Annotated in this window: 20 protein-coding genes; 11 read left to right on the top strand and 9 right to left on the bottom strand. The window is 30.9% G+C overall.

Annotated elements, in window-relative coordinates; all coding sequences use genetic code 11:
- Nucleotides 1–239 precede the first annotated feature (239 nt).
- Genes ACKI5C_RS01980 through truA form a run of 5 tightly spaced genes read left to right on the top strand, consistent with a single transcriptional unit; the run spans nucleotide 240 to nucleotide 5,198 of the window.
- Nucleotides 240–1,844, top strand: a complete 1,605-nt coding sequence (locus tag ACKI5C_RS01980) for an ABC transporter substrate-binding protein (protein ID WP_407431503.1) — start codon at nucleotides 240–242, stop codon at nucleotides 1,842–1,844.
- A 52-nt stretch (nucleotides 1,845–1,896) separates the two neighbouring features.
- A complete protein-coding gene (locus ACKI5C_RS01975) occupies nucleotides 1,897–2,886 on the top strand; it encodes an ABC transporter permease (RefSeq protein WP_407431501.1) in 990 nt (329 codons plus the stop codon).
- Nucleotides 2,879–3,736 (top strand): ABC transporter permease, encoded by an 858-nt coding sequence (locus tag ACKI5C_RS01970; RefSeq protein ID WP_407431499.1) that lies wholly within the window; start codon nucleotides 2,879–2,881, stop codon nucleotides 3,734–3,736. Before ACKI5C_RS01975 ends, ACKI5C_RS01970 begins: the two co-directional genes overlap by 8 nt.
- Nucleotides 3,737–3,781: 45 nt before the next feature.
- Complete coding sequence (locus tag ACKI5C_RS01965) at nucleotides 3,782–4,288, top strand: GNAT family N-acetyltransferase (RefSeq protein ID WP_407431497.1); 507 nt, start codon at nucleotides 3,782–3,784, stop codon at nucleotides 4,286–4,288.
- Between the two features lie 49 nt (nucleotides 4,289–4,337).
- Nucleotides 4,338–5,198: a tRNA pseudouridine(38-40) synthase TruA gene (gene truA, locus ACKI5C_RS01960; RefSeq protein ID WP_407431494.1), complete on the top strand. Its 861-nt coding sequence runs from the start codon at nucleotides 4,338–4,340 to the stop codon at nucleotides 5,196–5,198.
- Nucleotides 5,199–5,252: 54 nt separating this feature from the next.
- Here the strand turns inward: truA and ACKI5C_RS01955 are convergent, their stop codons facing one another.
- From ACKI5C_RS01955 to ACKI5C_RS01925, 7 genes are all read right to left on the bottom strand, one after another.
- A complete protein-coding gene (locus tag ACKI5C_RS01955; protein WP_407431492.1) occupies nucleotides 5,253–9,464 on the bottom strand; it encodes an Ig-like domain repeat protein in 4,212 nt (1,403 codons plus the stop codon).
- A 491-nt stretch (nucleotides 9,465–9,955) separates the two neighbouring features.
- Complete coding sequence (locus ACKI5C_RS01950; RefSeq protein ID WP_407431490.1) at nucleotides 9,956–11,320, bottom strand: MATE family efflux transporter; 1,365 nt, start codon at nucleotides 11,318–11,320, stop codon at nucleotides 9,956–9,958.
- Nucleotides 11,321–11,357: 37 nt separating this feature from the next.
- Nucleotides 11,358–12,287, bottom strand: a complete 930-nt coding sequence (locus tag ACKI5C_RS01945) for a diguanylate cyclase domain-containing protein (RefSeq protein WP_407431488.1) — start codon at nucleotides 12,285–12,287, stop codon at nucleotides 11,358–11,360.
- Nucleotides 12,288–12,328: 41 nt separating this feature from the next.
- Entirely contained in the window at nucleotides 12,329–13,249 is a 921-nt protein-coding gene (locus ACKI5C_RS01940) for a diguanylate cyclase domain-containing protein (protein WP_407431486.1), read from the bottom strand.
- A 132-nt stretch (nucleotides 13,250–13,381) separates the two neighbouring features.
- Nucleotides 13,382–14,719, bottom strand: coding sequence for an NCS2 family permease (locus tag ACKI5C_RS01935; protein ID WP_407431484.1), 1,338 nt, complete (start codon nucleotides 14,717–14,719; stop codon nucleotides 13,382–13,384).
- 139 nt (nucleotides 14,720–14,858) lie between these two features.
- Nucleotides 14,859–16,064 carry an NCS2 family permease gene (locus tag ACKI5C_RS01930; RefSeq protein WP_407431482.1) on the bottom strand — a complete coding sequence of 402 codons (1,206 nt, stop codon included), beginning with the start codon at nucleotides 16,062–16,064 and terminating at the stop codon, nucleotides 14,859–14,861.
- Complete coding sequence (locus ACKI5C_RS01925; protein WP_407431480.1) at nucleotides 16,065–16,196, bottom strand: hypothetical protein; 132 nt, start codon at nucleotides 16,194–16,196, stop codon at nucleotides 16,065–16,067. It abuts the gene before it with no gap.
- A gap of 115 nt (nucleotides 16,197–16,311) precedes the next feature.
- Between ACKI5C_RS01925 and ACKI5C_RS01920 the strand changes: the two genes are divergently transcribed.
- A complete protein-coding gene (locus ACKI5C_RS01920; protein ID WP_407431478.1) occupies nucleotides 16,312–16,860 on the top strand; it encodes a DUF2115 domain-containing protein in 549 nt (182 codons plus the stop codon).
- A 3-nt stretch (nucleotides 16,861–16,863) separates the two neighbouring features.
- Here the strand turns inward: ACKI5C_RS01920 and ACKI5C_RS01915 are convergent, their stop codons facing one another.
- Nucleotides 16,864–17,166, bottom strand: a complete 303-nt coding sequence (locus ACKI5C_RS01915) for a hypothetical protein (protein WP_407431476.1) — start codon at nucleotides 17,164–17,166, stop codon at nucleotides 16,864–16,866.
- Nucleotides 17,167–17,262: 96 nt separating this feature from the next.
- On the opposite strand from ACKI5C_RS01915, the gene wecB reads away from it, so the two are divergent.
- The 4 genes from wecB to ACKI5C_RS01895 are packed head-to-tail and all read left to right on the top strand — an operon-like array spanning nucleotide 17,263 to nucleotide 21,225.
- Nucleotides 17,263–18,585 carry a non-hydrolyzing UDP-N-acetylglucosamine 2-epimerase gene (wecB, locus tag ACKI5C_RS01910; protein ID WP_407431474.1) on the top strand — a complete coding sequence of 441 codons (1,323 nt, stop codon included), beginning with the start codon at nucleotides 17,263–17,265 and terminating at the stop codon, nucleotides 18,583–18,585.
- Nucleotides 18,569–19,645 (top strand): ATP-grasp domain-containing protein, encoded by a 1,077-nt coding sequence (locus ACKI5C_RS01905; protein WP_407431472.1) that lies wholly within the window; start codon nucleotides 18,569–18,571, stop codon nucleotides 19,643–19,645. The genes wecB and ACKI5C_RS01905 overlap by 17 nt, the downstream gene beginning before the upstream one ends.
- Nucleotides 19,645–20,670 (top strand): hydantoinase/oxoprolinase family protein, encoded by a 1,026-nt coding sequence (locus tag ACKI5C_RS01900; protein WP_407431470.1) that lies wholly within the window; start codon nucleotides 19,645–19,647, stop codon nucleotides 20,668–20,670. Before ACKI5C_RS01905 ends, ACKI5C_RS01900 begins: the two co-directional genes overlap by 1 nt.
- Nucleotides 20,671–21,225 (top strand): ribonuclease H, encoded by a 555-nt coding sequence (locus tag ACKI5C_RS01895; RefSeq protein ID WP_407431468.1) that lies wholly within the window; start codon nucleotides 20,671–20,673, stop codon nucleotides 21,223–21,225.
- On the opposite strand, the gene ACKI5C_RS01890 is transcribed toward ACKI5C_RS01895, so the two are convergent.
- A complete protein-coding gene (locus ACKI5C_RS01890; protein ID WP_407431466.1) occupies nucleotides 21,222–21,788 on the bottom strand; it encodes a CDP-2,3-bis-(O-geranylgeranyl)-sn-glycerol synthase in 567 nt (188 codons plus the stop codon). The genes ACKI5C_RS01895 and ACKI5C_RS01890 overlap by 4 nt on opposite strands.
- Before the next feature lie 152 nt (nucleotides 21,789–21,940).
- Between ACKI5C_RS01890 and tes the strand changes: the two genes are divergently transcribed.
- Nucleotides 21,941–23,449, top strand: coding sequence for a tetraether lipid synthase Tes (gene tes / locus ACKI5C_RS01885; RefSeq protein WP_407431464.1), 1,509 nt, complete (start codon nucleotides 21,941–21,943; stop codon nucleotides 23,447–23,449).
- Nucleotides 23,450–23,452: the final 3 nt, after the last annotated feature.

Here is a 23,452-nt window from a genome sequence, read left to right as displayed (position 1 = left end):
TTGTTAATTTGTATATTATATTAAAGGTAATATTGTATTATATGTCATATTACAAGAGGTTCTTTGTTATTATTGTATTTTAAATTTGTAATAAAAAATAATAGATATATTTTTATATTTTTATCAATATAATATGAATAATATTAAAATAATAATAAATAGTATTACTTTATACTTATTTTTATGCGAAAAAGTATTACTTTATTTTAATATTGCACTTGTTTAAAGGGTGAAAAATTATGGATAAAAAACTTTTAATTGGTGGAGTTGTAGTTCTCATAGCAATTATTGCCGGAGCTTATATTTTCATGGGCAATTCACATCATGATAGCGACCCAACCCATTTAGTTGTTGCTGCACACAGTAACATTAAAGAACCTAAAGCAGGTTTCGACCCGCTTACTGGTTGGGGATGCGGACATCAAAACTACAATCCTTTAGTACAATCTTGTTTATTTAAAACAGATTCAAATGGAACTATTGTTCCTGATTTAGCAACTGGTTATTCGATCAGTAGTGACGGAAAAACATGGACTGTAAACTTAAGAAATGACGTTAAATTCTCAGATAATTCAACTTTAGATGCTGAAGATGTTGCATTTACATTTAATAAAGCAAAAGAAACAAAATCCGAGTTGGATTTAACAAATCTTGCTAATGCAACTGCAGTAAACAGCACTACTGTTCAATTTAGTTTAGTTGAACCAAGATCTACATTCATTTATGATTTAAGATATGTTGGTATTGTACCGGCTGAATATAATAATGCAACATATGGTGAACATCCTATTGGTTCTGGTCCTTATGTATTGGACCACTGGGATAAAGGTCAACAAGCAATCTTTAAAATAAATGATAATTATTATGATAAAAAACCTTACTTTACTCAGATTACTTTAGTTTTCCCTGAAGAATCAACTTGGTTAGAATTAGCTAAATCTAATGATTTTGATGTAGTGCCTGTTGCAACTTCTGCTTTAAATCAATCTGTTGACGGATATCAATTTGTTGAAAAATCTGCAGGAAGGGCACAAGGTGTATCTTTACCATATCTTCCAGATAATGGAGTTGTAGTAAATGATACTTATAAAATTGGTAATAATGTAACAGCTGATAAATCTATTCGTGAAGCATTAAATGTTGGTATTGATCGTAATAAAATGGTAGATTCAGTATTTTCTGGACACGCTAAACCGGAATTTACTGGTGTTGACACAAGAGACTATGCAAATAATGCAAGTAAAGTCACTGACGGTAATGTGGAACAGGCAAAACAAATATTAGAACAAGGTGGCTGGAAAGATACAAATGGTGATGGAATCGTAGAGAAAAATGGTACTAAAGCATCATTCGACTTATACTATCCTCCAGATTATCTTGATAGACAATCTTTATCCACAGTATTTGCTGAACAAGCAAAAGCAATAGGAATTGAAGTTAACCTTAAAGGTGCTGATTGGGATACAATTTATCAAAATATGTACAGTTCAGCTGCTTTAATGCAACAAACTTCTCCTGACCCATATAAATCAATCTATCAACAATACCACAGTAAAGAAGTTGACGGTTTCTATATGAATCCTAATTTATATAATAACAGTGCTTCTGATGCTTTAATGGAACAAGCTATGCATAGTAATGATTTCAATCAGGCTAATAATTACTGGTCTCAATCTGCACTCGTTAACGGTGGAGGATGGGGTCCTGCCGGTGATGCTCCATGGGTATGGTTAGCAAACTATGACTATAACTATTTCATTAAAAATGGCGTAAATATGGGAAACCAACCTGATGGTTTAGGAAATGATATTTTAATTAATATTTGTGAATGGACAAGGGCTTAATTAAGTCTTTTTCCTTTTTTTTATTTTTTAAAAATTTTTGTGGGGGTTCAATATGAATCGAAAAAGTATTATAAAATTTTTCGGATATAAATTAATCCGTTTTATAATTTTGATGGTTGCTGTTGCAATTTTTAGTTTTATATTATTAGATTTATCCCCTATTAATCCTGTTTCTGTTTATTTAAAAGGTGCTGCAGTATCTGAAGCTCAACGTCAAATTCTTAACCAGTACTTTGGTGTAGGTGTACCTCTTCCTACTAAAATTTATCACTGGTTGTTGGATTTGGTTCAGGGAAATCTTGGTGTTTCATTAATTTATCGTGCCCCTGTTATGGATGTTATTGTAGATAAATTTACAGCATCTCTTGCATTAATGAGTATATCCTGGTTATTAAGTGGTATTATTGGATTTTTATTAGGTGTTGTTGCCGGTAAAAATAAAGGATCATGGATTGATAAGGCAGTAAAAACTTATTGTTATGCAATTCAGTCTGCACCTTCCTTTTGGGTAGGTATGCTTATCTTAATGGTCTTTGCAGTCTATTTAAAATTATTCCCAATTGGTTTTGGTGTTCCTATTGGTATTAAAAGTACAGATGCTACATTTATGGAATGGGCATCAAGACTTGTACTTCCTACATTAACATTAAGTCTAGTAGGTTTAGCGCCAATTGCAATGTATACTCGTAATGAATTGGTCCAGGTATTATCTTCTGATTATGTATTATTTGCAAAATCTAGAGGTGAAAAAGGTTGGGATTTAGTAAAAAATCATGGAATTAGAAATATACTACTTCCAGCAGTTACATTACAATTCTTATCATTCAGTGAATTGTTTGGTGGAGCTGTTTTGGTAGAACAGGTATTTTCATATCCTGGAATTGGGCAAACGGCAGTGGCTGCGGGACTTCAAAGTGATGTTCCGCTATTTTTAGGAATTGTTCTATTTAGTGCCGTATTTGTATTTGTTGGAAATTTACTTGCGGATATTTCGTATTACTTCATTGATCCAAGAATTAAGGAGAGTGAATTTAATGATTAGAAAAAAGGCAACTAATGATAAAGAACAATGGTTCTTGTATAAGGCTAATCTTAGGACAAAAACTCTTCTTATAATAGGAATTTCTATATTATTGATTGCCAGTATTTTGATTTCTAGTTTATTCATTGGTGATATTCCAACAAGTTTCACCAGTGCTAATCAGATGCCTTCTTTCCAACATCTTTTCGGAACTGACTGGATGGGGCGAGATATGTTTTTAAGAACTATTGCCGGTCTGGGTTTAAGTTTAACTGTTGGTATTGTTGCATCTGGTGTAAGTACACTTATTTCAATAATATTGGGATTATTTTCCAGTTTCAACAAGTTTGCTGATGAAGCTGTTGCTAGTATTATTGATTTATTTGGTTCAATACCACACATTCTTTTAATTATTCTTATTTCAATAATGTTTGGTGGTGGAACTTTGGGAGTAATTATGGGTGTTGGTTTAACACACTGGACTCCTCTTGCAAGAGTTCTTCGGTCTGAAGTTAAAGAAATTAAGACAAAAGAGTATATTCATTTAGCACAAAACTTAGGAAAATCAAAAGTATGGATTGCAACAAAGCATATTTTGCCGTTAATCGTTTCTCAGATAATTGTGGGTATTATCCTAATGTTTCCGCATGCTATTATGCACGAAGCAGCAATAACATTTTTAGGATTTGGTTTACCTCCTCATGATCCTGCAATTGGAGTTATATTATCTGAATCAATGCACTATTTATCATCCGGATATTGGTGGTTAGCATTCTATCCTGGTTTGTCTTTATTAATAGTTGTGTTGTTATTCGATTTAATTGGTGAAAATGTTGAAAAATTACTTAATCCTGAAACTGCACAGGAATAAGAGAAATTAACTATTTCTCTTTTTCATTATTTTTTTGATGATATTATGAATTTTAGAATAACAGAAATATGTGATAATTCTGATGAGATAAATCTTGTTCAAGACTTTTTGTATGACCAAATCAAAAAAGAATATGGGATTGGTCCTATGCCCAAGTTTCATTATGATATTGACGGTATAAGGGAGTATTACATTTTACCTGAAAGAAACAATTTTTTCATAGCCTGGGATGGAGATAAGATAGTTGCCACATCTGCCTTAAGGGCCTATGATTTGGATTATGATTTTTTTAAAGGGGTTTACTCAAGTGAAGATACTGCAAGCATTTGGCGATTAATGGTTGATAAAAATTATAGAAGGCACGGTCTTGCCCGAAATCTTGTAGCTAAAATGGAAGATTTTGCACGTCTTCAATCATATGACAAAATTTATCTTCATACACATAGATATCTTGAAGCAGGTTTGCCATTTTGGAAATCTTTAGGTTATGTTATAACCGTCGAAGAAGATGATTATGACGAAACCACTCATATGATAAAAAACTTAATTTAGGATTTTCATCCTAAAACTTATTTTATATTAAAATTAAAAACTATTACTGATGAAAAGAACGGCACTAAAAATTGGATATATAGGAACTAATTTTCACGGTTTTCAAAGACAGCCTAATATAAGGACTGTTGAAGAGGAATTAATATATCATTTACGTAAATTGGATTATATTGATGATTTAAAAAAGTCCAGATTCAGAATAGCCGGCAGAACAGATGCGGGAGTTCATAGTTTAGGTAATGTAATTAGTTTTCAGTCTGAAAAAGAAGTTAGGGTGAATGAAATTAACAATAGTCTTCCTGATGATATTCAAATTTTAGCAAAAGCTCCTGTCCGTTATGCTTTTAAACCAAGATATGCTCAAATGAGACAATATCGATACCTGTTATTCCAGGATTTGGATATTGATAAATTAAATGAAGCTGCTGAAGTCTTTAAAGGTACTCATAACTTTACTAATTTTACAAAAAGATTTCAAAAGACAACTACAAGAACAATTGATGATATTAAAATCACAAGAGTCGATTTGGAAGATTATCATAAAAGGGAATTTCCTAATTTGCATGATACGTTATCTCCAATTTTTATTGACATTTATGGTGAATCATTTTTATGGAATATGGTAAGAAAAATGATGCGTGTTTTTGTAGATGTGGCATTGGATAAGATGACTTTGGATGATGTCAATGATTTATTGAATCCTCCTGAAGATTCTCCACGGGCCAATATTAAAGTAATGGAAGCGGAATATCTGATTTTAATGGATATTCAATATGATGGTATTAAGTTTAAATATGACGATTATGCCTGCAACCGCTTTAAAAGGAATTTGGTTGATTCACTGGATAATCTTCAAAAAAAGTATGCAATCCGTGAATCAATGATAAAAAGTTTAAATGATTTGATTTAAGTTTGACTTGACGTAACCTTGTTTTTTTGCATTAAACTCTTTTTACAGGATTATTCAGGTCTCCATTATAGTTATTTTATTTGCAATGCTTGAACCGTTAAAACTTGAAGTTATAATGTATTCGCCAGGCATCAGGTTAATATTTAACTTTGCTATACCTAAACCATCAGTTGTTCTGTTGTAGAATACTCCGTTGATGTTGAATGTAATATTTTGGCTTGCATACGCTTTACCTTGTCCATCAAGCAGATTAACTTTGAATTGGGTTTGGTCACCGTATTTCATTGCAATGTCTACAGCATACAATATAGGTAATACTGTGATGATATTTGACACGCTACATCCGTTGTATTCTGTGGTTATGATATAGAATCCTGGCTGTAAGTTAATATTTAGTTTAGCTATTCCTGATTCATTGGTTTGTCTTTCGTAGAATACTCCGTTGATGTTGAATTTTACAGTTACTCCCGCACCAACTGCTTTGCTGTCTTCGCCTAAAAGTTTTACTGTGTATTGTGTATCGTTTTTATAGTATTTTATAATATTTTTGTTTTCAGTGATTAATGGTAGTACTGTAATGTTGTTTGCTGCCATATCTCCGGTTATAAGGTTAATTGCTGTGATTACATATTCTCCTTGTTCTAAATTAATATTTAATTTTGCCAAACCTTTATCTTCGGACACTTTACGATCATACATTACTCCATTGATGTTGAATCTCACGTTAGTCCCATTAGTCAGGTATTTGCCATTACTGTCTAAAAATGTTGCAAGGTATTGAGTTCCATTTCTAAATATTTTTACAATGTCCGTACCGTTTACGGTAGGTAAAATGGTTACAACTGAATAAACGGTTTGATTGTCGACTGTAACATTGACATCATAAACTCCAGCAACTAATCCAAGAGCAATACTTGCGCTACCGTTAGTATCAGTAGTTCTGGTGTATGTGACACCATTAATTATAATGTTTACTGATTTATTTGTTAAAGGATTTCTTTTATTGTCAGTTACTTTAACTGTAAATCTTTCAGGTCCATTGTAGTATTTATTAACGTTTGAAGCGATAATGATGATGTCTGATGTAGTTTCTTTTACAATTACCGTTACATTTGTTTCAATTGGATTATATTTTTCATCACCAGAGTAAGTTACAGGAATGGTGGTGTTTCCAACAGGCAAATTGGTTAAAACAGTGTTTGCAGTACCATTAATAACAGTAATGATTTCATTACCAATAGTTATTTTACCTGTTGCATCTTTAGGTAAAGTTACTGTAATGGTAGCGTTTTCACCTTCTGTAATTTCTGGTGCATCAATTGTAATGGTGGCATTTTCTTTTCCTTTGGGGTTAACAACAATTTCGACTGTAGTGGAAGCAGGATTATAATTATCATCTCCCAGATATTTAATTATTGCTGTTGTATTTGCGTTTAATTGGGGAATATTGGCTATAGCAGTTCCCTTGTTAATGGATGCAAAGTAAACACCATTGCCTGCATCAACACGGACTTCACCTGTTGCTTTTTCAAAGCCTGTTATGACAATTGTAGCATTTTCACCAATAGTTATTGGTTTGGCTGTAGCTTTGAGTGTTAAATTATCTTTAGGTGCAGAATCTGTTACTTCTATTGGAATTGATATCATTTCCTTATCGACAGTAGCATTTACAATATAAGTACGCTCCGTTTTGGATGAGAATTCTGAAGTTAAACCAACATAACCTTCAGTTTCACTTAAATAACCCCCATCAGAAGATAATTTAATGTTTCTTATAGGTAATGAATTAGTTGCGTAAGTGTTTGTTCCATTCCAAACAAAATTTGTGGTTATGGTGGATTTTTCACTGGCAGAAATTTCACTAGGATTAGCAGATACATTTAAAACAGCATAACTTGAAGGGATTTGTTTGGTATTAATTATTTTTTCCCAATCGGGATTGTTTGAGCCCCACCAATTGTTATTTAAATCACTTTGGTCTATTGCATCCTCAAAGAAAATTTCACTATATTCTGTTGCATTGTCATTAAACGCACAATTATTTATAACCGCAGTATTATTCACTATGTAACAAGCACCGCCATATGCAGCACTATTGTTAATAAAGTTGGATTTTTCAATTGTTGCTTTACCATAACTGAAAATAGCTCCACCTTTATTCAATGCACGATTATTTGTGAAATTAGATTTATCAACAGCCACTGAAATGTCAGATAAAATTGCTCCTCCCTCATTATTTATTGCAAGATTATTGGTGAAGTTAGATGAATCCACAATACCTATACCTTCAAAGTGAATTGCACCTGCATAAATGCCTGTATTATCTATAAATTCTGAATTGTTGACTGTAGCTTGACCAATAGAGCTTAATGCTCCTCCGTCATAGGCATAATTACTATTGAAAGAACAATTATCTATATCAACATTATTACCACTGTAGATTCCACCACCACTTATGTCTGCACGGTTATTATCAAAATTGGAATCGGATACGATTGCATTAGTATTAAAGTAAACTCCTGCACCATAAAAATTAGCAGAATTATTAATTAAATTACACTTATTTACAATTCCACAACCTCCGATATAAATTGCTCCTCCATTATGTTTAACAGTATTATTTGTAAAATTAGACTGTGTTACAGTTGCATTATTTGTAAAATAGATTGCTCCCCCGTCATTCGCACCATTATTATTAAAAACAAAAGAATTAATAAATGAATCAGATGCGTTTAAATAAATTGCACCGCCTTTTTTGGCATGATTATAATCAAATATTGCTGCAATATTGGATAAAAATACTTTAGAAGAAGAATCAATGGAAATTGCACCGCCATTTCGGCCTGCAGAATTATTAATAAATTTGCCATTAACAGTAAAATTAATTATATATTCTACATATGGATTAAAAGCAGCATATATTGCTATTGCACCACCATCCAACTTTGCGGAGTTATTAATAAACATTCCTCCAAAAGTTGTGTTTATTACATTTGTGCCGATAGAAATAGCTCCTCCTGATTTTTCTGATACCTTATTGTTTATGAAAATTGCTGAAAAATTATCATTTATAGATTCTTCTAAGCCTATTGCTCCACAATAACGACCATAATTATTTATAAAAGTACCATTAATTGTATTGTTATAACATCTACTCAAAACTATTGCAGCTTCAGTATTATTTTCAAAATAACCGCTAATGACATTATTTTTAAATTCTCCTGACACTTCTATGGCTGCACCTACAAATTCATGAACATAATTATTGGAGAAATTACCTGAAAAAACACTATTCGAAACATCCCAATCAAAAACCAATCCTGCACCGGAACCATCAGGAATATAATTTCCTATGAAATTCCCAGAATAAATTCCATGAGAGGAATGATTATTTGCATATAATGCTGCACCCCATAGCTTAGCATAGTTATAAGAAAAGTTTCCACTATACACATTGTAATCAGAATAGCCGAAGAAATAAAATACTCCGCCCCAACGACCATTTCCTTTATTTCTAACATAATTTCCTTCAAATGTGTCTTTTGTTGAATTCCCATTAAAATAGAATACTCCTCCATTTGAGTCTGCTTTATTTTCTTCACATAAAAGTTTCCAGAGATTATTTTTAGAATTATCATTTAAATAAATAGCTCCACCATCACCAATCGCGCTGTTTTGAATAAATGAACCTGTAAAAGTGTTATTTTCAACTATATCATTGAAATATATTGCTGCACCATTTACTGCTGAACTATTAATAAAATTTGCTTCTATGTTACTGTTTTTAAGTCCATTCTCAAAGTATAATGATCCTCCATTACCAGTTGAATTTCCTTGAACAAATGTTAATCCTGTGATATTGAAAGATGATGCTGAAATATTAAAAATTCGATAGTTGTTTTCACCATCAAATATCACATCACCACTACCCCAATTTATAAGATTTAATTTTTTGTTAATAGATAAATTCACATTTTTTAAACCATTATAATTTCCAGGTGCAATGTAAATTGTGTCCCCATCATTTGATTTATTTATTGAACTTTTTAAATTGTTAAATGGATTACTATCTGATCCATCACCATCATCACTTTTACTTCCATCAACATACCATTCTTTTTGAAAAACAGATGACGAATCATCTAATCCGTAATCGTTTGGCACGTCTTGAATATCAGTTAAATTAGTATTTTCACTAGCTGAAACACATGCTATAGAAAAAAATAAAATAACTATAATTAACATCAAATAAAACTTAATTTTCATTTTATCTTCCTTCCAAATTACTTTTAATCGGACATCACAATGCCATCACTAAAAAATTTAAGTTTTAATCCTCTCTTATAAAATTTCGATTCTCTTAGTCAAATCTTTTGACAATATTTACTATGGGTTATTTTGTTTTGAGAGTATATATATGTTTTTAGCCGTCTCAATAATATAGAATTAGCTCTTGATGAGCATATCCTTCCCACAGGAAAAAATGATTGCGGAAACTTTGGCTTTTTTATTTTTAAGTTTGTAAAAATTGTAAATATGGGAAATATGTTACAAAACCAACCTGAAACAATAACAAGATATGCACGAGAAATGTATACGATGTAGAAAGATTAATTTTCACTAAATGTAATAAAAAACCCTAAACTATGTTTAATGGTGGTAAAAATACATAACGGAACTTTCAAAAGAATCTACAACTACGATTACATTTCGGGGGTTTTCGGGATGATGTTATAATTGTATGTAATAATGTATATTCATATCGTTTTTTCTAAATTTTTAAGAGAATATTTGGCAAGAATATAATTAATAATACTTGAAAAACCTCTACCTGCAATGAAACCTATCCAAATACCTATTAACCCATAATTTAAAATAAATGCAAATATATATGTGGCTGGAATTGTACAGATTACTTCTGTAAATGTTGTGCAGAATAAGCCTTGTAAACCCTTACCTAATCCCTGATATAAATAAGTTGATGGTAGTCCTATCCCTAAAAAGGGGATGCATAATGCAGTGTACTTAATAAATGTGGAAATTCCTTCAAATAATTGAAAATCATTTGCAGATATTAAAAATACATAAGCTAGTTGATCTGAAAATGTTATAAATAAAATAGCTACTGTTATTCCAATGATAACTGAATATATGCAACAATAATGGTGGGCTAGTTTTAAATATTTCATATTTTTAGATCCATATTGGGTTCCAACAACTGCAACAAATGCAGAACACATTGATGTTAAGGGCATTAGGCCAAGTAAGTATATACGATTACCGGAAGAGAATATGCCAATACCTAAAGTTCCACTAACAATACTTATAAAATAATAAAATACAAATGATGCAAAAGACAGCATGAACAAAACAAATGATGCGGGAATTCCTGTATTTAGAATATCTTTTATAATCTCCCATTTTATTTTAAATTTAATAATGTTTTCAGTATTTAAATTGATATAAGTATCTTTTTTAATAAAAATCCAATAAAAAATAATTATTGCACTGATAAATGAAGTAAAAATAGTAGAAACTGCAGCACCTGCAGATCCCATATGTAATAAATAAATAAAAACTGGATCTAATATTGCATTTAATATTATGCCTAATGTCATTGCATACATGGCTCTTTTAGTATCTCCTTCTGCACGTAAAATAGCTGCTAATCCATTACTAAATACAAATGTTATCAAACCTGCGAATAAAGGTATAGAATAATCAACAGCTTCTTTATAAACTGGTGCATCTATGTTACAAAAATCTAAAAATGGATTTAAAACTATTAACAGGATTGCTGATAAAATAATCGAACATATGAAAAATATAATTATTGATTGTTCCCCGGCAAGATTAGCTTTTTCATCACTTTCTTCCCTAAAACGAGTAATTGTACTTGTTACACCATTTGCAAGCCCGGAAGAAAGACCATTAATAATCATCCATAAGGGAATAGTTATACCAACACCAGCAATGGCATATGCACCTAATCCTGCAATCCACACTCCATCAATTATATTATAAAGTGATGTGGTAATCATAGTAACCATTATTGGAATGGATAATTTTATTAAAGAATTTTTTGGATTACTTCTCAATATGTCAATATTTTCATTAGCCATTTTTTAACCGTTTATTTTTAATATTATTTTAATGAATTTACTCTTTTATTAAAAATGCACTACCATTGATTTTTTTCACTTCTTTTTTAAATTCCATAATTTCCTTGTAAGCTTCATCAAATGTTTTGTTTTTAAATTCATTATATTTAACAACAGAGATTGAAATTCCCATTATAGGAAACTTTTTTAAATTTCCTTCCCTATCTATAACTTCAATATATTTGTTTTTTAAATCCTTTTTATCATAATAATCTCTTATCCCTGATTCAAACCTATGGATAACTTCCTTACATATTTTTTCACTACGCCTATAATCTTTTAAAATCATGACAAAATCATCTCCACCTACGTGGCCAATGAAATCATCAATAGTCCCAATTTCTGTAATTATGTCCTGTAAAAGGTTTGAAAAGAATAAAATAACATCATTACCTCTTTTTAAACCATAATATTCATTGTAATCTTTAAAATTATCTAAATCAAGGAATATAAATGAAAATTCGGATTTTTCAATAAGTTCATATGTAATCTTTCTATCTATAATGGCACAGCAGGGGAGACCTGAAATATCATTAATATTTAGATTATAATCAAAAGTTCCAAGGGTATATTTTATATTTGTTATAACTTTCTTTTTATTTAATGGTTTTAGATAATATGTGATAATAGGAAAAATTAACTCATTTTTTTTATAAATATCTTCTTTATTTGAAGTTAAAACGACTACTGGAATAATTAAATAAAAAAGATGTTCCTTAACAAATCCTGTTAATTCTCTTAAATCATGTTTAATTCCATCTTTATTGATTATAATAAGATTAAAATCAGTTTTAAAGTTTTTTAATAAACTATTAGGTTTGGAATTACTGCATATAACTTTTATGGAGGAATCATTTTTAAATAGACTTTTTATAAATTCGCACACATCACCTGAATCATCTATAATAAATATTTTTTTTAAATCCATTATTTTAACTCCTTTTTAACTATCTTTCATTAACAATCAAATTAACTTTGCAGCATGATGGATCCGCTGAAATCTTTTGCCTCTTCTTTCTTACACATCATTTCTTTAAACAGTTCTTCGGCAGTAGAATATTTATTGGATTCATTTGTAATAGTAATGATAGATAATGTACATATGGGAAATTTCTTTAACTCTCCTTCTCTACTTAAAGTTGTAATATATCCATTTTTCCTATCTTCTTCACTATAATAGTCAGATATTCCAGCATCAAACTCTTCAACTATTTTATCGCCTACTTTTTTAGCAGTTTCCTTATCTTCAAATATAATTACAAAATCATCTCCGCCAGGATGACCTATAAAATCTTTTGTACTTCCATATTTATTCATATTGTTTTTAATAATATCTGACATAAACTTTAAAACAGCGTCCGATTTAAAAAAACCATAGTAGTCGGTGTAAGCTTTAAACTTATCAATATCAAGATACATTATTGTGAAATCTTGGTTATTATTTAATTTTTTTTTAATAACTTCATTTATCACATAACTGCCTGGTAAAAAGGAGATAGTTTTTACATTTCTACAGTATTTTAAAATTTTAATGGTGTTTGTCAATTGCTTATGATATACCTCTTTGGTTATACTGCTGTAATCAAATGAATAAGCATATTTTACGTTTTCATCAATTTCTTTTTTTGAATATCCAATAACTATGAGAGGTAATGAAAGCAAGTATTGAATAATTTGATTTACGAGGTCTTCTACATCTCGTTTTATATGGTCATAGTCAATATAGATAATATAATAATTTCTTTTAATATTTGATTTAAATGAATCGGGATCACTTCTGGAATATATTAGCATGAGTGATTTGTCTTCCTTAATGAAATCATGTATTTTATTAAAAAACTTATTATCTTTATCATCACTGATTAACAATATTTTATCTTTTCTTAACATATTATCAACAATTATTATTTTATTATATTATTTATATATCTTTTTGTTCGTAATCTAAATTTTTCTTATCAATATTTTTTATCTGTTGATTTAGAATATTACTATTTTTTTAATCATTTTTCGCATTCCACATTATAATCCGAATAATAAAAATATTACAAAGACAATTAAAAGTATCCATGTTGCCCAGCTAATTTCTCTGATTTTTCCTGTAGCAATTGTTGCAATAACATAAGTTATGAATCCCCATGCAATACCTAGAGAAATGGAGTAACTAAATATCATCATTGCAATTGTCATTGGAACGGATACCAGAACAATATTATCTTCCCAGTTTACTTCTTTTAATTGCCGAATCATTAAAAGTCCAACAAGGACTAAGGCAACAACTGTCACTGATGGGGTAAATAATGATAATACGGTGGGAGCAAAGAGCAATGATAATAAAAATAAACTACCTGTAACAATTGCAGTTAAACCAGTCCTTCCACCTATTCCAATTCCTGCGGAACTTTCCAAATAAGTGGTTAGGGGACTTGTTCCAAATATTGAACTTAGCATTCCTGCTATCGCATTACCGATAAATGCTTTTTCTACTCTTTTTATTTTACCATTTTCATCAATAAATCCTCCTTGTTTACCTAATGAAACAAAAGTCCCTGTTGTATCGAAAAATGAAAGAAATACTAATGAAAATATAATTACTATTACATTATGAATATTGGAGAAAAGTCCCTGAAATCCTCTAACAAATCCCAGGAATAGTGAAGTGTCAATATTTGTAGTAATTATTTCTGGTGAAATGTGTGGCATTAATTCATTTCCTGTTCCAAATCCAAGTGTAGTAAATATTAAACCAAGAACTGTGTTCAGGATTAAGCCAATAAATATTGCCGAATTTATTTTTTGAACATATAAAATTATTGTAATAAAAATACCTATTAAAGCAAGTAATGCGGGTGCTGATAAAAGATGTCCCATACTAACTAGGGTTGATAAATCATCTATGATAATTCCACAATCTTGAAGTCCAATAAATATTAACAAAAATCCTATTCCTGCACCAATACCTAATTTCAAGTCGATCGGAATGATATCTAAAATGGTATTCGTTAGTCCTGAAATTGTAATTAATAGGAAAAGAATGCTTGAAATGAATGTCGCTGCCAGGGCTGTTTCCCATGTATTTCCCATCATTATTATTATTGTATATGTAAAAAGTGCATTATGCCCCATTCCCGGTGCAAGTCCGACAGGGTATTTGGCAAGAAGTCCCATTATGATACATGCAATTCCTGATGAAATGGCGGTTGCAAAAAAGACTCCTGATGTCGGCATTCCTCCATCAACTAACATTGTAGGGTTAACTCCTAAAATGTAGGCCATTGCAAGAAATGTGGTGATACCTGCAAGAATTTCTGTTTTTAAATTAGTTCCATTTTCTTCAAATTTGAAAAGAGACTCCAACATATGCTCATCTGTAAAAATTAATCGGTGATTAATATTTTATCATGTTAACTATATAAAGTTACATTTTTTTTGAAAGTTGGAGTAAATTCAAGGTTTAAATGTAAAAAAATTAAAAGTAGTATAAAATTAATCCACAAAACTACAATCCGAAGAACAAGTATATTATAAAGACTATTGCAAGAATCCAGATTCCAATACTCATTTCTTTGTATCTTCCATGAGCTATTGTTCCGATAGCATAGATTAAGAATCCCCATGCAATACCAATTGAGATTGAATAGCTTAATATCATCATTATTACTGTTAAGAATACTGATGAAGCAATAACTGTGCTCTGCCAGTTCACTTCTTTTAATTGGCTCACCATTAATATTCCAACAATAACCAATGCAGCTGCCGTTACTGATGGAGTAAATAATCCTAATATCAATGGGGAAATAAATATTGATAATAGAAACATTATTCCTATTACAATAGCGGTTAAACCAGTTCTTCCACCGATACCAATACCTGTTGCACTTTCCACATAAGCAGTTACTGTACTTGTACCGCATATTGAGCCAATTATTCCACCTAATGCATCACTTAAAAATGCTTTTTCAATTCCCTTTGCATGTCCGTTTTCATCAACAAACCCACATTGTCTTCCAACTGTCATTAATGTTCCAGTTGTATCAAAAAATGTAACAAATACTAATGAAAATATCATGATTATTAAATCGGGGATGTTCGTGAAGAGTTGTTCAAATCCTTTGGTAAATCCACAGAATAATGATGTATCCATATTTGTAGTTATCGGATGTGCTGGAATAGTTGGCATTAATGCATCTCCAACACCATATCCGAATAATGTAAAGATTACTCCAATGATTGCTGTTGCAAGCAAACCAAAGAATACTGCAGCAGGTACCTTTTGAACATAAAATATTAAAGTAACTAAAATACCTATTAATGCAAGAAGTGTTGGTGGACTTGCAAGTGTTCCCATACTGACATATGTTGATGGATTAGAAATGATGATTCCACAACTTTTAAGACCAAGAAAAGCTAAGAAAAATCCTATACCTGCACCAATACCTAATTTCAAGTCAATGGGGATAATGTTCAATATTTTTTCTCTCACACCAGAAATAGAAATTATTAAAAATATTGTGCTTGAAAGAAATACTGCTGCAAGGGCTGTTTCCCATGTATTTCCCATCTCTTGTATTATTGTATATGTAAAAAGTGCATTAAGTCCCATTCCCGGTGCAAGTCCTACAGGGTATTTGGCAAGAAGTCCCATTATGATACATGCAATTCCTGATGAAATGGCGGTTGCAAAAAAGACTCCTGATGCAGGCATTCATCCTTCGGCTAACATTGTAGGGTTAACTCCTAAAATATAAGCTATTGCAAGAAATGTGGTGATGCCTGCAAGAATTTCTGTTTTTAAATCTGTGTTATTTTCCTTAAATTTGAAAAAATTTTCTAACATAAATTCATCTCATCGAAAATTTCATGTTTTTATATATCTTTGTTTTTTTTTTAATATTAAATATTGACTAAAAAATTTTTTAGATAGTTTTTAGAAATAATATACATGTGAGATTATGGATGATTATGTTAGCATGTATAATGATTTTTCGGATGTAGCAATTGCTGAGGAAAAAGTATCTCCACAAGCTATTTTGAATGTATTGAAAGATTATTCTGCAACAATATCTGTTTTTGATTTGATGAAAGCTAATGCAGAAATAATTGAGGAGAGTAAATATGTTCAGGATAGTTATAAGAAAAAGAGTATTGGTGTCTATTCAAAGTATTTTTTAGGTCGTATTCGTGAAATACGGGATGATAATAACTATTATAGTAATGATGTTGATAAAGATGAATTTATCGATGCTGTAGCTACATTAAAATCATATCATGATGCTGAATCAATGTCTTATAAAAGTAAATTTCCTTTAATTTATGCTATTGTATCTTTATATACGACTTTTGTTTTGGAAGAACCTATTCATCCTGTAGGTACTCCATTTCCTGGGTCTTTAAAAGTGGAAGAAAAAGATGGTGTTTTTTATTGTCCGGTTAAGGATGCAAATCTAGAATCTCCGAATGCTGTTTGTAAAATGTGTATTGCAGAACAGTTAGAATTTTAAAAGTTATTTCTTTTCATGGTCCCATGGATTATCATCAATCCAGGGTTCGCCACCGTATTTTTCAAAAAATGCATCATCCCATGTCGGATCGTAATTCGTGTATTCATTTTCATCTTCGATATCATATCTTGGAGTGTATGTGTTATGCCTATATGTGGTGTTTGTTCTTGTATTTTTGTTGTTCGTGGAATCAGGGGTTTTACAACAATATCCGATAACAGCAATGAAAATTATAACGGATATTATTCCTTTTATCGGTCCTAGAGGGTCTCCGTAATATAATGCGATGGTAAATAGATTAATCATATGTTTTATTGTGTGTTATATGTTATTAAAATGTTTCTATATTTTTAACAAAAATTTTTAATTATTATTAAATTATATATACTAATAAGTGATATTATGAAAATTGCTGTTGTACTTGGAACAAGGCCTGAAATTATTAAAATGGCCCCAATTATTGATGAAATCATTCAACGAGGAATTGATTTAACTCTTATTCATACCGGTCAGCATTATGATAAGGAAATGTCTGATAACTTCTTTAGGGACCTTGAAATTCCTGCTCCAAATTATAATATTCATGTAGGTTCAGGGTCTCATGGAAAACAGACAGGCTTAATGATGAAAGGTATTGAAGAAGTTTTGATGGATGAAAAACCGGATATTGTTTTAGTTCAGGGTGATACCAATGCGGTTCTTGCTGGTGCTTTAGTAGCTTCTAAATTGCATATTGCTGTTGGACATGTTGAAGCGGGACTTAGATCATTTGACATGACCATGCCAGAAGAGATTAATCGTATGGCTTGTGATGTAACTTCCACAATGTATTTTATTCCAACAGAAGAATCAGCCATTAATCTTTTGGCTGAAGGTTATTCCAGGAAGAATTTATTCATTACTGGAAACACTGTTGTCGATGCTTGTTTTAGACATTTGGAAATAGCTAAAAAAAGAGGATTTGAAGAAGAATCTCTTGCCAGTTTAGATATTGATAATATGGATAATATTTTAACTTTAACAATGCACCGGGCAGAAAATGTAGACGATAAAAATCGTGTTTCCAATATTATCGGCGCTTTAAAAGAGTTAAAGGAAATGAATATTATCTTTCCAATTCATCCAAGAACTAAAAAAACCCTTCAGGATTTTGGTTTATTTGATGAATTAAATGATTTGAGTCATGTTCATATTATTAAACCTGTGGGTTATTTGGACTTTTTGCAGTTAACATCAAAATCAACATTAATTTTAACTGATTCTGGAGGTCTTCAGGAGGAAGCAATAACTCTTAATGTTCCGGCATTAACATTAAGATACAATACTGAAAGACCTGAAACAGTAAATGCTGGTGGAAATATACTTGTCGGCTCAGATAAAGATGTTATTTTGGAAAATGCTGAAAAGATATTAAATGATAAAGAATTTGCAGATAAAATGAGAAATGCTCCAAACCCATATGGTCAAGGAAACTCAGCAAAATTAACAGTCGATGCCATAAAAGATTATTATGAAAAAGGATTATTAAATATCACTGCTCCAGAGGATATTATGACTTCATTTGAAAGAAAAATGGCATTAATCAAAGAAGATATAACTGTAAAGGACTTTGAAAAGAAAAATAATGCTTTAATCCATATGGTATTTGATGGAGATAAAATGCGCTTCCCTGCTGATGATTTAAACATAAAAAAGATGTGTGTTACCTATGACGAATACAAATGATGATTCAATTTTGGTATTTGAATATTTTACTGCTTCAGGAGAAAAAGATAAATGTATAATTTCAGAAGCTGAAGCCCTGTTATTTGCATTAATTGATGATTTGAAAGATTATAATTTGGATGTTGTTATAAATAAATCTTATGAAAAGGTTATTAATAAATATTCAAATGTTAATCCAATATTGATTGATACAGACATTGCTTCATGGCTTGAAGAAAATGCTTCAAGTTTTTCAAAGGCAATTTTCATTTCAGCCGAAATTAATAATGCTTTATATAATATCACAAAAATTTTAGAAGACAATAATGTATTTATTTACAATTCATCAAGCGAAGCCTGTTTAATTGCTTCAGATAAATCTTTGACTTATGAGACTATTTCAAATACTGTTCCTCAACCGAGAACATTCAGATTTAAAATAGATTCTAAGGGCTATTGGAAAAGAGCAATCACAAATTTACATGAAAAATGGCAAGCTGAAGATCCATTGACTCCACTTAAATTAATAATAAAACCATTAATTGGTGTTGATTGCGAAGATATAGTAATAATTGATGATATTGATGATTTAAGTTATGATTTGGAAAAAATATTCCCTCCGCAGTCACGGATTATAGTTCAGGAGTTTATTGATGGCGAGGATATTAGCGTAAGTTTAATATGTAACAATGGAAAAGCCACCCCAATTAGTTTAAATAAGCAATTTGTCGAACTTAAAAATGATAAAGGAATGTATCTTGGTGGAATGTTACCTTTTAAAAGTGAATATCAAAATGAAGCTTTTGAAGTAGCTAAAAAAGCATGTGAAGCTGTTGACGGATTAAACGGTTTCGTTGGTGTTGATTTGTTAATAAGTAAAAATGATGATATTTATCCGATATATCTGCTTGAAATCAACGCTCGATTTGCCACTCCTTATGTTGGGCTTAAAAAAATAGCCAATTTCAATATAGGTAAAACAATTATTGAAGGCAATATTGATGAAGTTGATATTTCATTAGATGGTGAAGTGGAATTTAAAAAACAGGGAAATAACTTGAATATTAGGAGAATTAAATAATGAAAATTGCAGGTTTTGACATTGGTGGAGCAAATACTGACTTGGCAGTTATTGACTTTGAAAATGATGAGATAAAAAATATTGAGGTTGATTTTGCATATCTTCCAATGTGGACTAATAATGATGATTTGTCACAAGTTTTGGTAGAACTGATTGAAAATATATGTCCATTATCTGAAATTGATGCGGTAGGTATTTCAATGACTGCAGAACTTGTTGATGCTTATGATACAAAAAAAGATGGAGTTTTGGATGTTGTTAGGAAGTGTGAAGAGACTTTTTCCTGTCCAACAGCTTATGTTGGAATTGATGGAATGATGTCAAAAGATGAAATAGAAAAAACTCCTCTTAAAGCGGCTGCTGCAAACTGGATTGCAACAGCTCAAATAGCAACATTAATATCTGATAATTGTATTTTCATCGATACTGGAAGCACAACAACAGATATCATACCTATTAAGGATGGTAATGAATGTGCAATCGGTAAATCTGATTTTGACCGTTCAGCTACTGGTGAATTGGTTTATACTGGTACTTTAAGAACTAATCTTGCTTCTTTTCTGGATAAAATAGAATTCAAAGGAAAAGAATATCGTGTAGCCAGTGAATTGTTTGCACAAACTGCGGACGTTTATATGGTATTGGGTTTAATTTCAGAAGATGATTATGTTTGCGATACTTTTGATGGTGAATCAAAGTCAAAACTGGATTGTGCTAAAAGAATTGCACGTGTTGTCTGTGCTGATTTGGAAATGTTATCTGAAAGTGATATTATTGAAATTTCAGAGTTTATTCATCAAAAACAAATTGAACAAATTGCAGACGGATTAAAACAGGTTCATGAAACTCAAAATCTGAATTTAATAATTACTACTGGTTTGGGTAAGGATATTTTAGATAAACCTGCAGCTGAATCATTGGGACTTGAAGTTAAGTCCATGGGTGATATTTTAACCGATGAGGAATGTGTTGTAGCTCCTGCTGTTGGAACTGCAGTAATGATGAATAAATATGTGAGTGATTAAGTGGCAAAATATACTTATTTTACAGATGGTGCAGCCACTATGAAGCGAAAAAATGGAAAATATGTTCGTGAAGCTGGTGGTTGGGCTTTTGTATTATTAAAAAATGATGTTGAAGATTCATATCGCTGTGGCGGATGTCCTCTGACAACAAACAATGAGATGGAACTGTATGCAATCTATGCATCAATGAAAGATTTCATTTTAAAATCAGAATCTGGAGACATTATTGAAATATGTTCTGATTCTTCTTACTGTATTGATATATTCACTAAATGGGTTAAGGGTTGGCAAAAAAGAGGATGGAAAAAATCTGACAATAAACCGATTAAAAATTTAAATATTATTAAAGCCATTTGGCGTTTGATGGCAGAAATTAATAAAAAATCTTGTATCTTAAAATTTGTAAAGGTTAAAGGCCATTCATCAAATATCTGGAATAATGAGGCAGATAAATTAGCAGTCGATGCAAAAAATGATGCCTTCAAATCTGGAAAAACTATTTTTTATGATAAAAATGATGGTCTTTTAGGTAGAAAATCAAAGTATGTGGATTAATACCACACATCTTTTATTCCAAGTAAATAAGCTCCGGTATTGGCTATTAAATGAATAATTAATGTTAATACGATAGCGATTATTACGAATTCTATTGTAAAGCTAACTACTAATGAAGCAAATAATAATGCTACAATTAAAAAGTCAAGTTGATCGAGTAGTGGTGCCGGCTTTCCACGACCAATTCCTATTCTTCTTTTTATAAAACTGCCTAAAGCATCACCAACTAATGCTCCAAATGCAAGTAAAAATCCGATTAAAATTCCATTTGAAACTCCGACAGGTATTGGGGTTATTATTAAGTTTCCAAACAATGCGAGTAAAGTTGGTCCGAAATAACCTTGTATTGTCCCTACAATTGTCCCTAATATTGTCCCTCCGATTAAACCTCTCCATGTTACACCATCTCCAATCCAACGAACGCCATTTGAATCAGTTTTTCCATTATCTAGAGGTTTTCCTCCTCCAAATATTAATCCGCCACTATTGGATATGTATGCTGGGAGTAAAAAGTATAAAACTGTAATACAGACAATTCCTAACATTGTAAGGTCAAAATTCATTTTTTATTTAACTCCTATCAAATAGTATATTATGTTATTTATTATTAATATTAAAGTATTTAAATTTTAAATAACTATAAATATTAAATTAACTATAATTATTTATATTATGTTTTGTATTATGAGTTATGTTTTTTTAGTTAGGTGATTTTTTGAAGAAAATTAAAGATACTAAAAGTTTATGTCCAGAGTGTGGTAAACCTCTTGATGCAGAAGTTTATACTGAGGGAGGAACAGTTTATATAAAGAAAATCTGTAATGATCATGGGGAGTTTACTAATACTTACTGGAGTGATGATGAAATTTATAATCGGGTCAATGATTATGAACCTTCAATTACCTCTGTAGAAAATCCTTGTGTGGATGATGTAGCTAGTTGTCCTTCTAATTGTGGACTTTGTTCTAAACATGAAACATCTACTGTATTAGGATTAATTGATGTTACTAATAGATGTAATTTAAGATGTCCTGTTTGTTTTGCAAATGCTGCAGCTTCAGGACGTTTATTTGAACCTACTCAAGATGAAATCAGACAAATGCTTAGAAATTTAAGAAACTTGAAACCTACTCCAACACCTGCTATTCAATATGCCGGTGGAGAACCTACTGTCAGAAAAGATATTGTTGAATTAGTTAAAATGGCAAAAGAAGAAGGTTTTACACATGTTCAAATTGCTACTAATGGTTTGAAATTAGCAATGAAAGAAGATTTGGCTGGAGAATTAAAAAAAGCAGGTTTAAATACTGTTTATTTGGCATTTGATGGAGTAACTCCAGAACCTTATATTAACAATAGGGGAAGAGATTTGCTTCCTTATAAATTAGATGCTATTGAAAATTGTAGAAAAGTTGGTTTAGGTGTTGTATTGGTTCCTACTTTAATTAAGGGAGTTAATGACCATCAGGTGGGTGAAATAATTAAGTTTGCATTTGACCATAGTGAAAATGTCTATGGAGTTAATTTCCAACCTGTTTCATTTGCTGGAAGAACTCCTGCTGACCAAGTAGAGGAACAAAGAATTACAATTCCTGATTTTGTTCAAATTATAGAAGATCAAACTGATGGTGAAGTTAAAACTACAGATTTCTATCCTCCATCTTCAGTAGAATCTCTTGCTAACTTTATCGGTGCACTTGAAGGTGGAAAACCATCTGTTACACTCAATTGTCATCAACATTGTGGTATAGCTACTTATGTATTCAGAGAAAAAACTGAAGGGAAAGGTAAAGATAAATTAATACCAATTAATGATTTTATAGATGTTGATGGTTTATTTAATAAATTGGATGAATTAACTGATGATTTAAGAAAAGGTGGTTTTGGAAGAAAACAAAGGGTTTTAGCTAGTGCTACTAAAGCTATTCCAAAATTAATCGATTCAAGTAAATCTCCTAAACATTTGGATATTAAAAGGATTTTACTTAATGTATTTACCAAAAGGTCATACAGTGCTTTAGGTGACTTTTCAAAAGATGCGATGCTTATTTCATGTATGCACTTTATGGATCCATTCAACTTTGATGAAGACAGAGTTAAAAAATGTGTTATTCACTATGCAACTCCGGATGGTAGAATTATTCCGTTCTGTACTTTTAACTCCATGTATCGTGAAGGTGTCGAACAGGAATTCTCAACTCCTTTAAAAAAATCTAAAGAATAAATA

Origin of the sequence: Methanobrevibacter sp., from assembly GCF_045646045.1 — an archaeon.
Taxonomy (GTDB): domain Archaea; phylum Methanobacteriota; class Methanobacteria; order Methanobacteriales; family Methanobacteriaceae; genus Methanocatella.
Note: the sequence above shows the minus strand (reverse complement) of the source record. Positions and strands in the feature narration are given on the sequence as shown.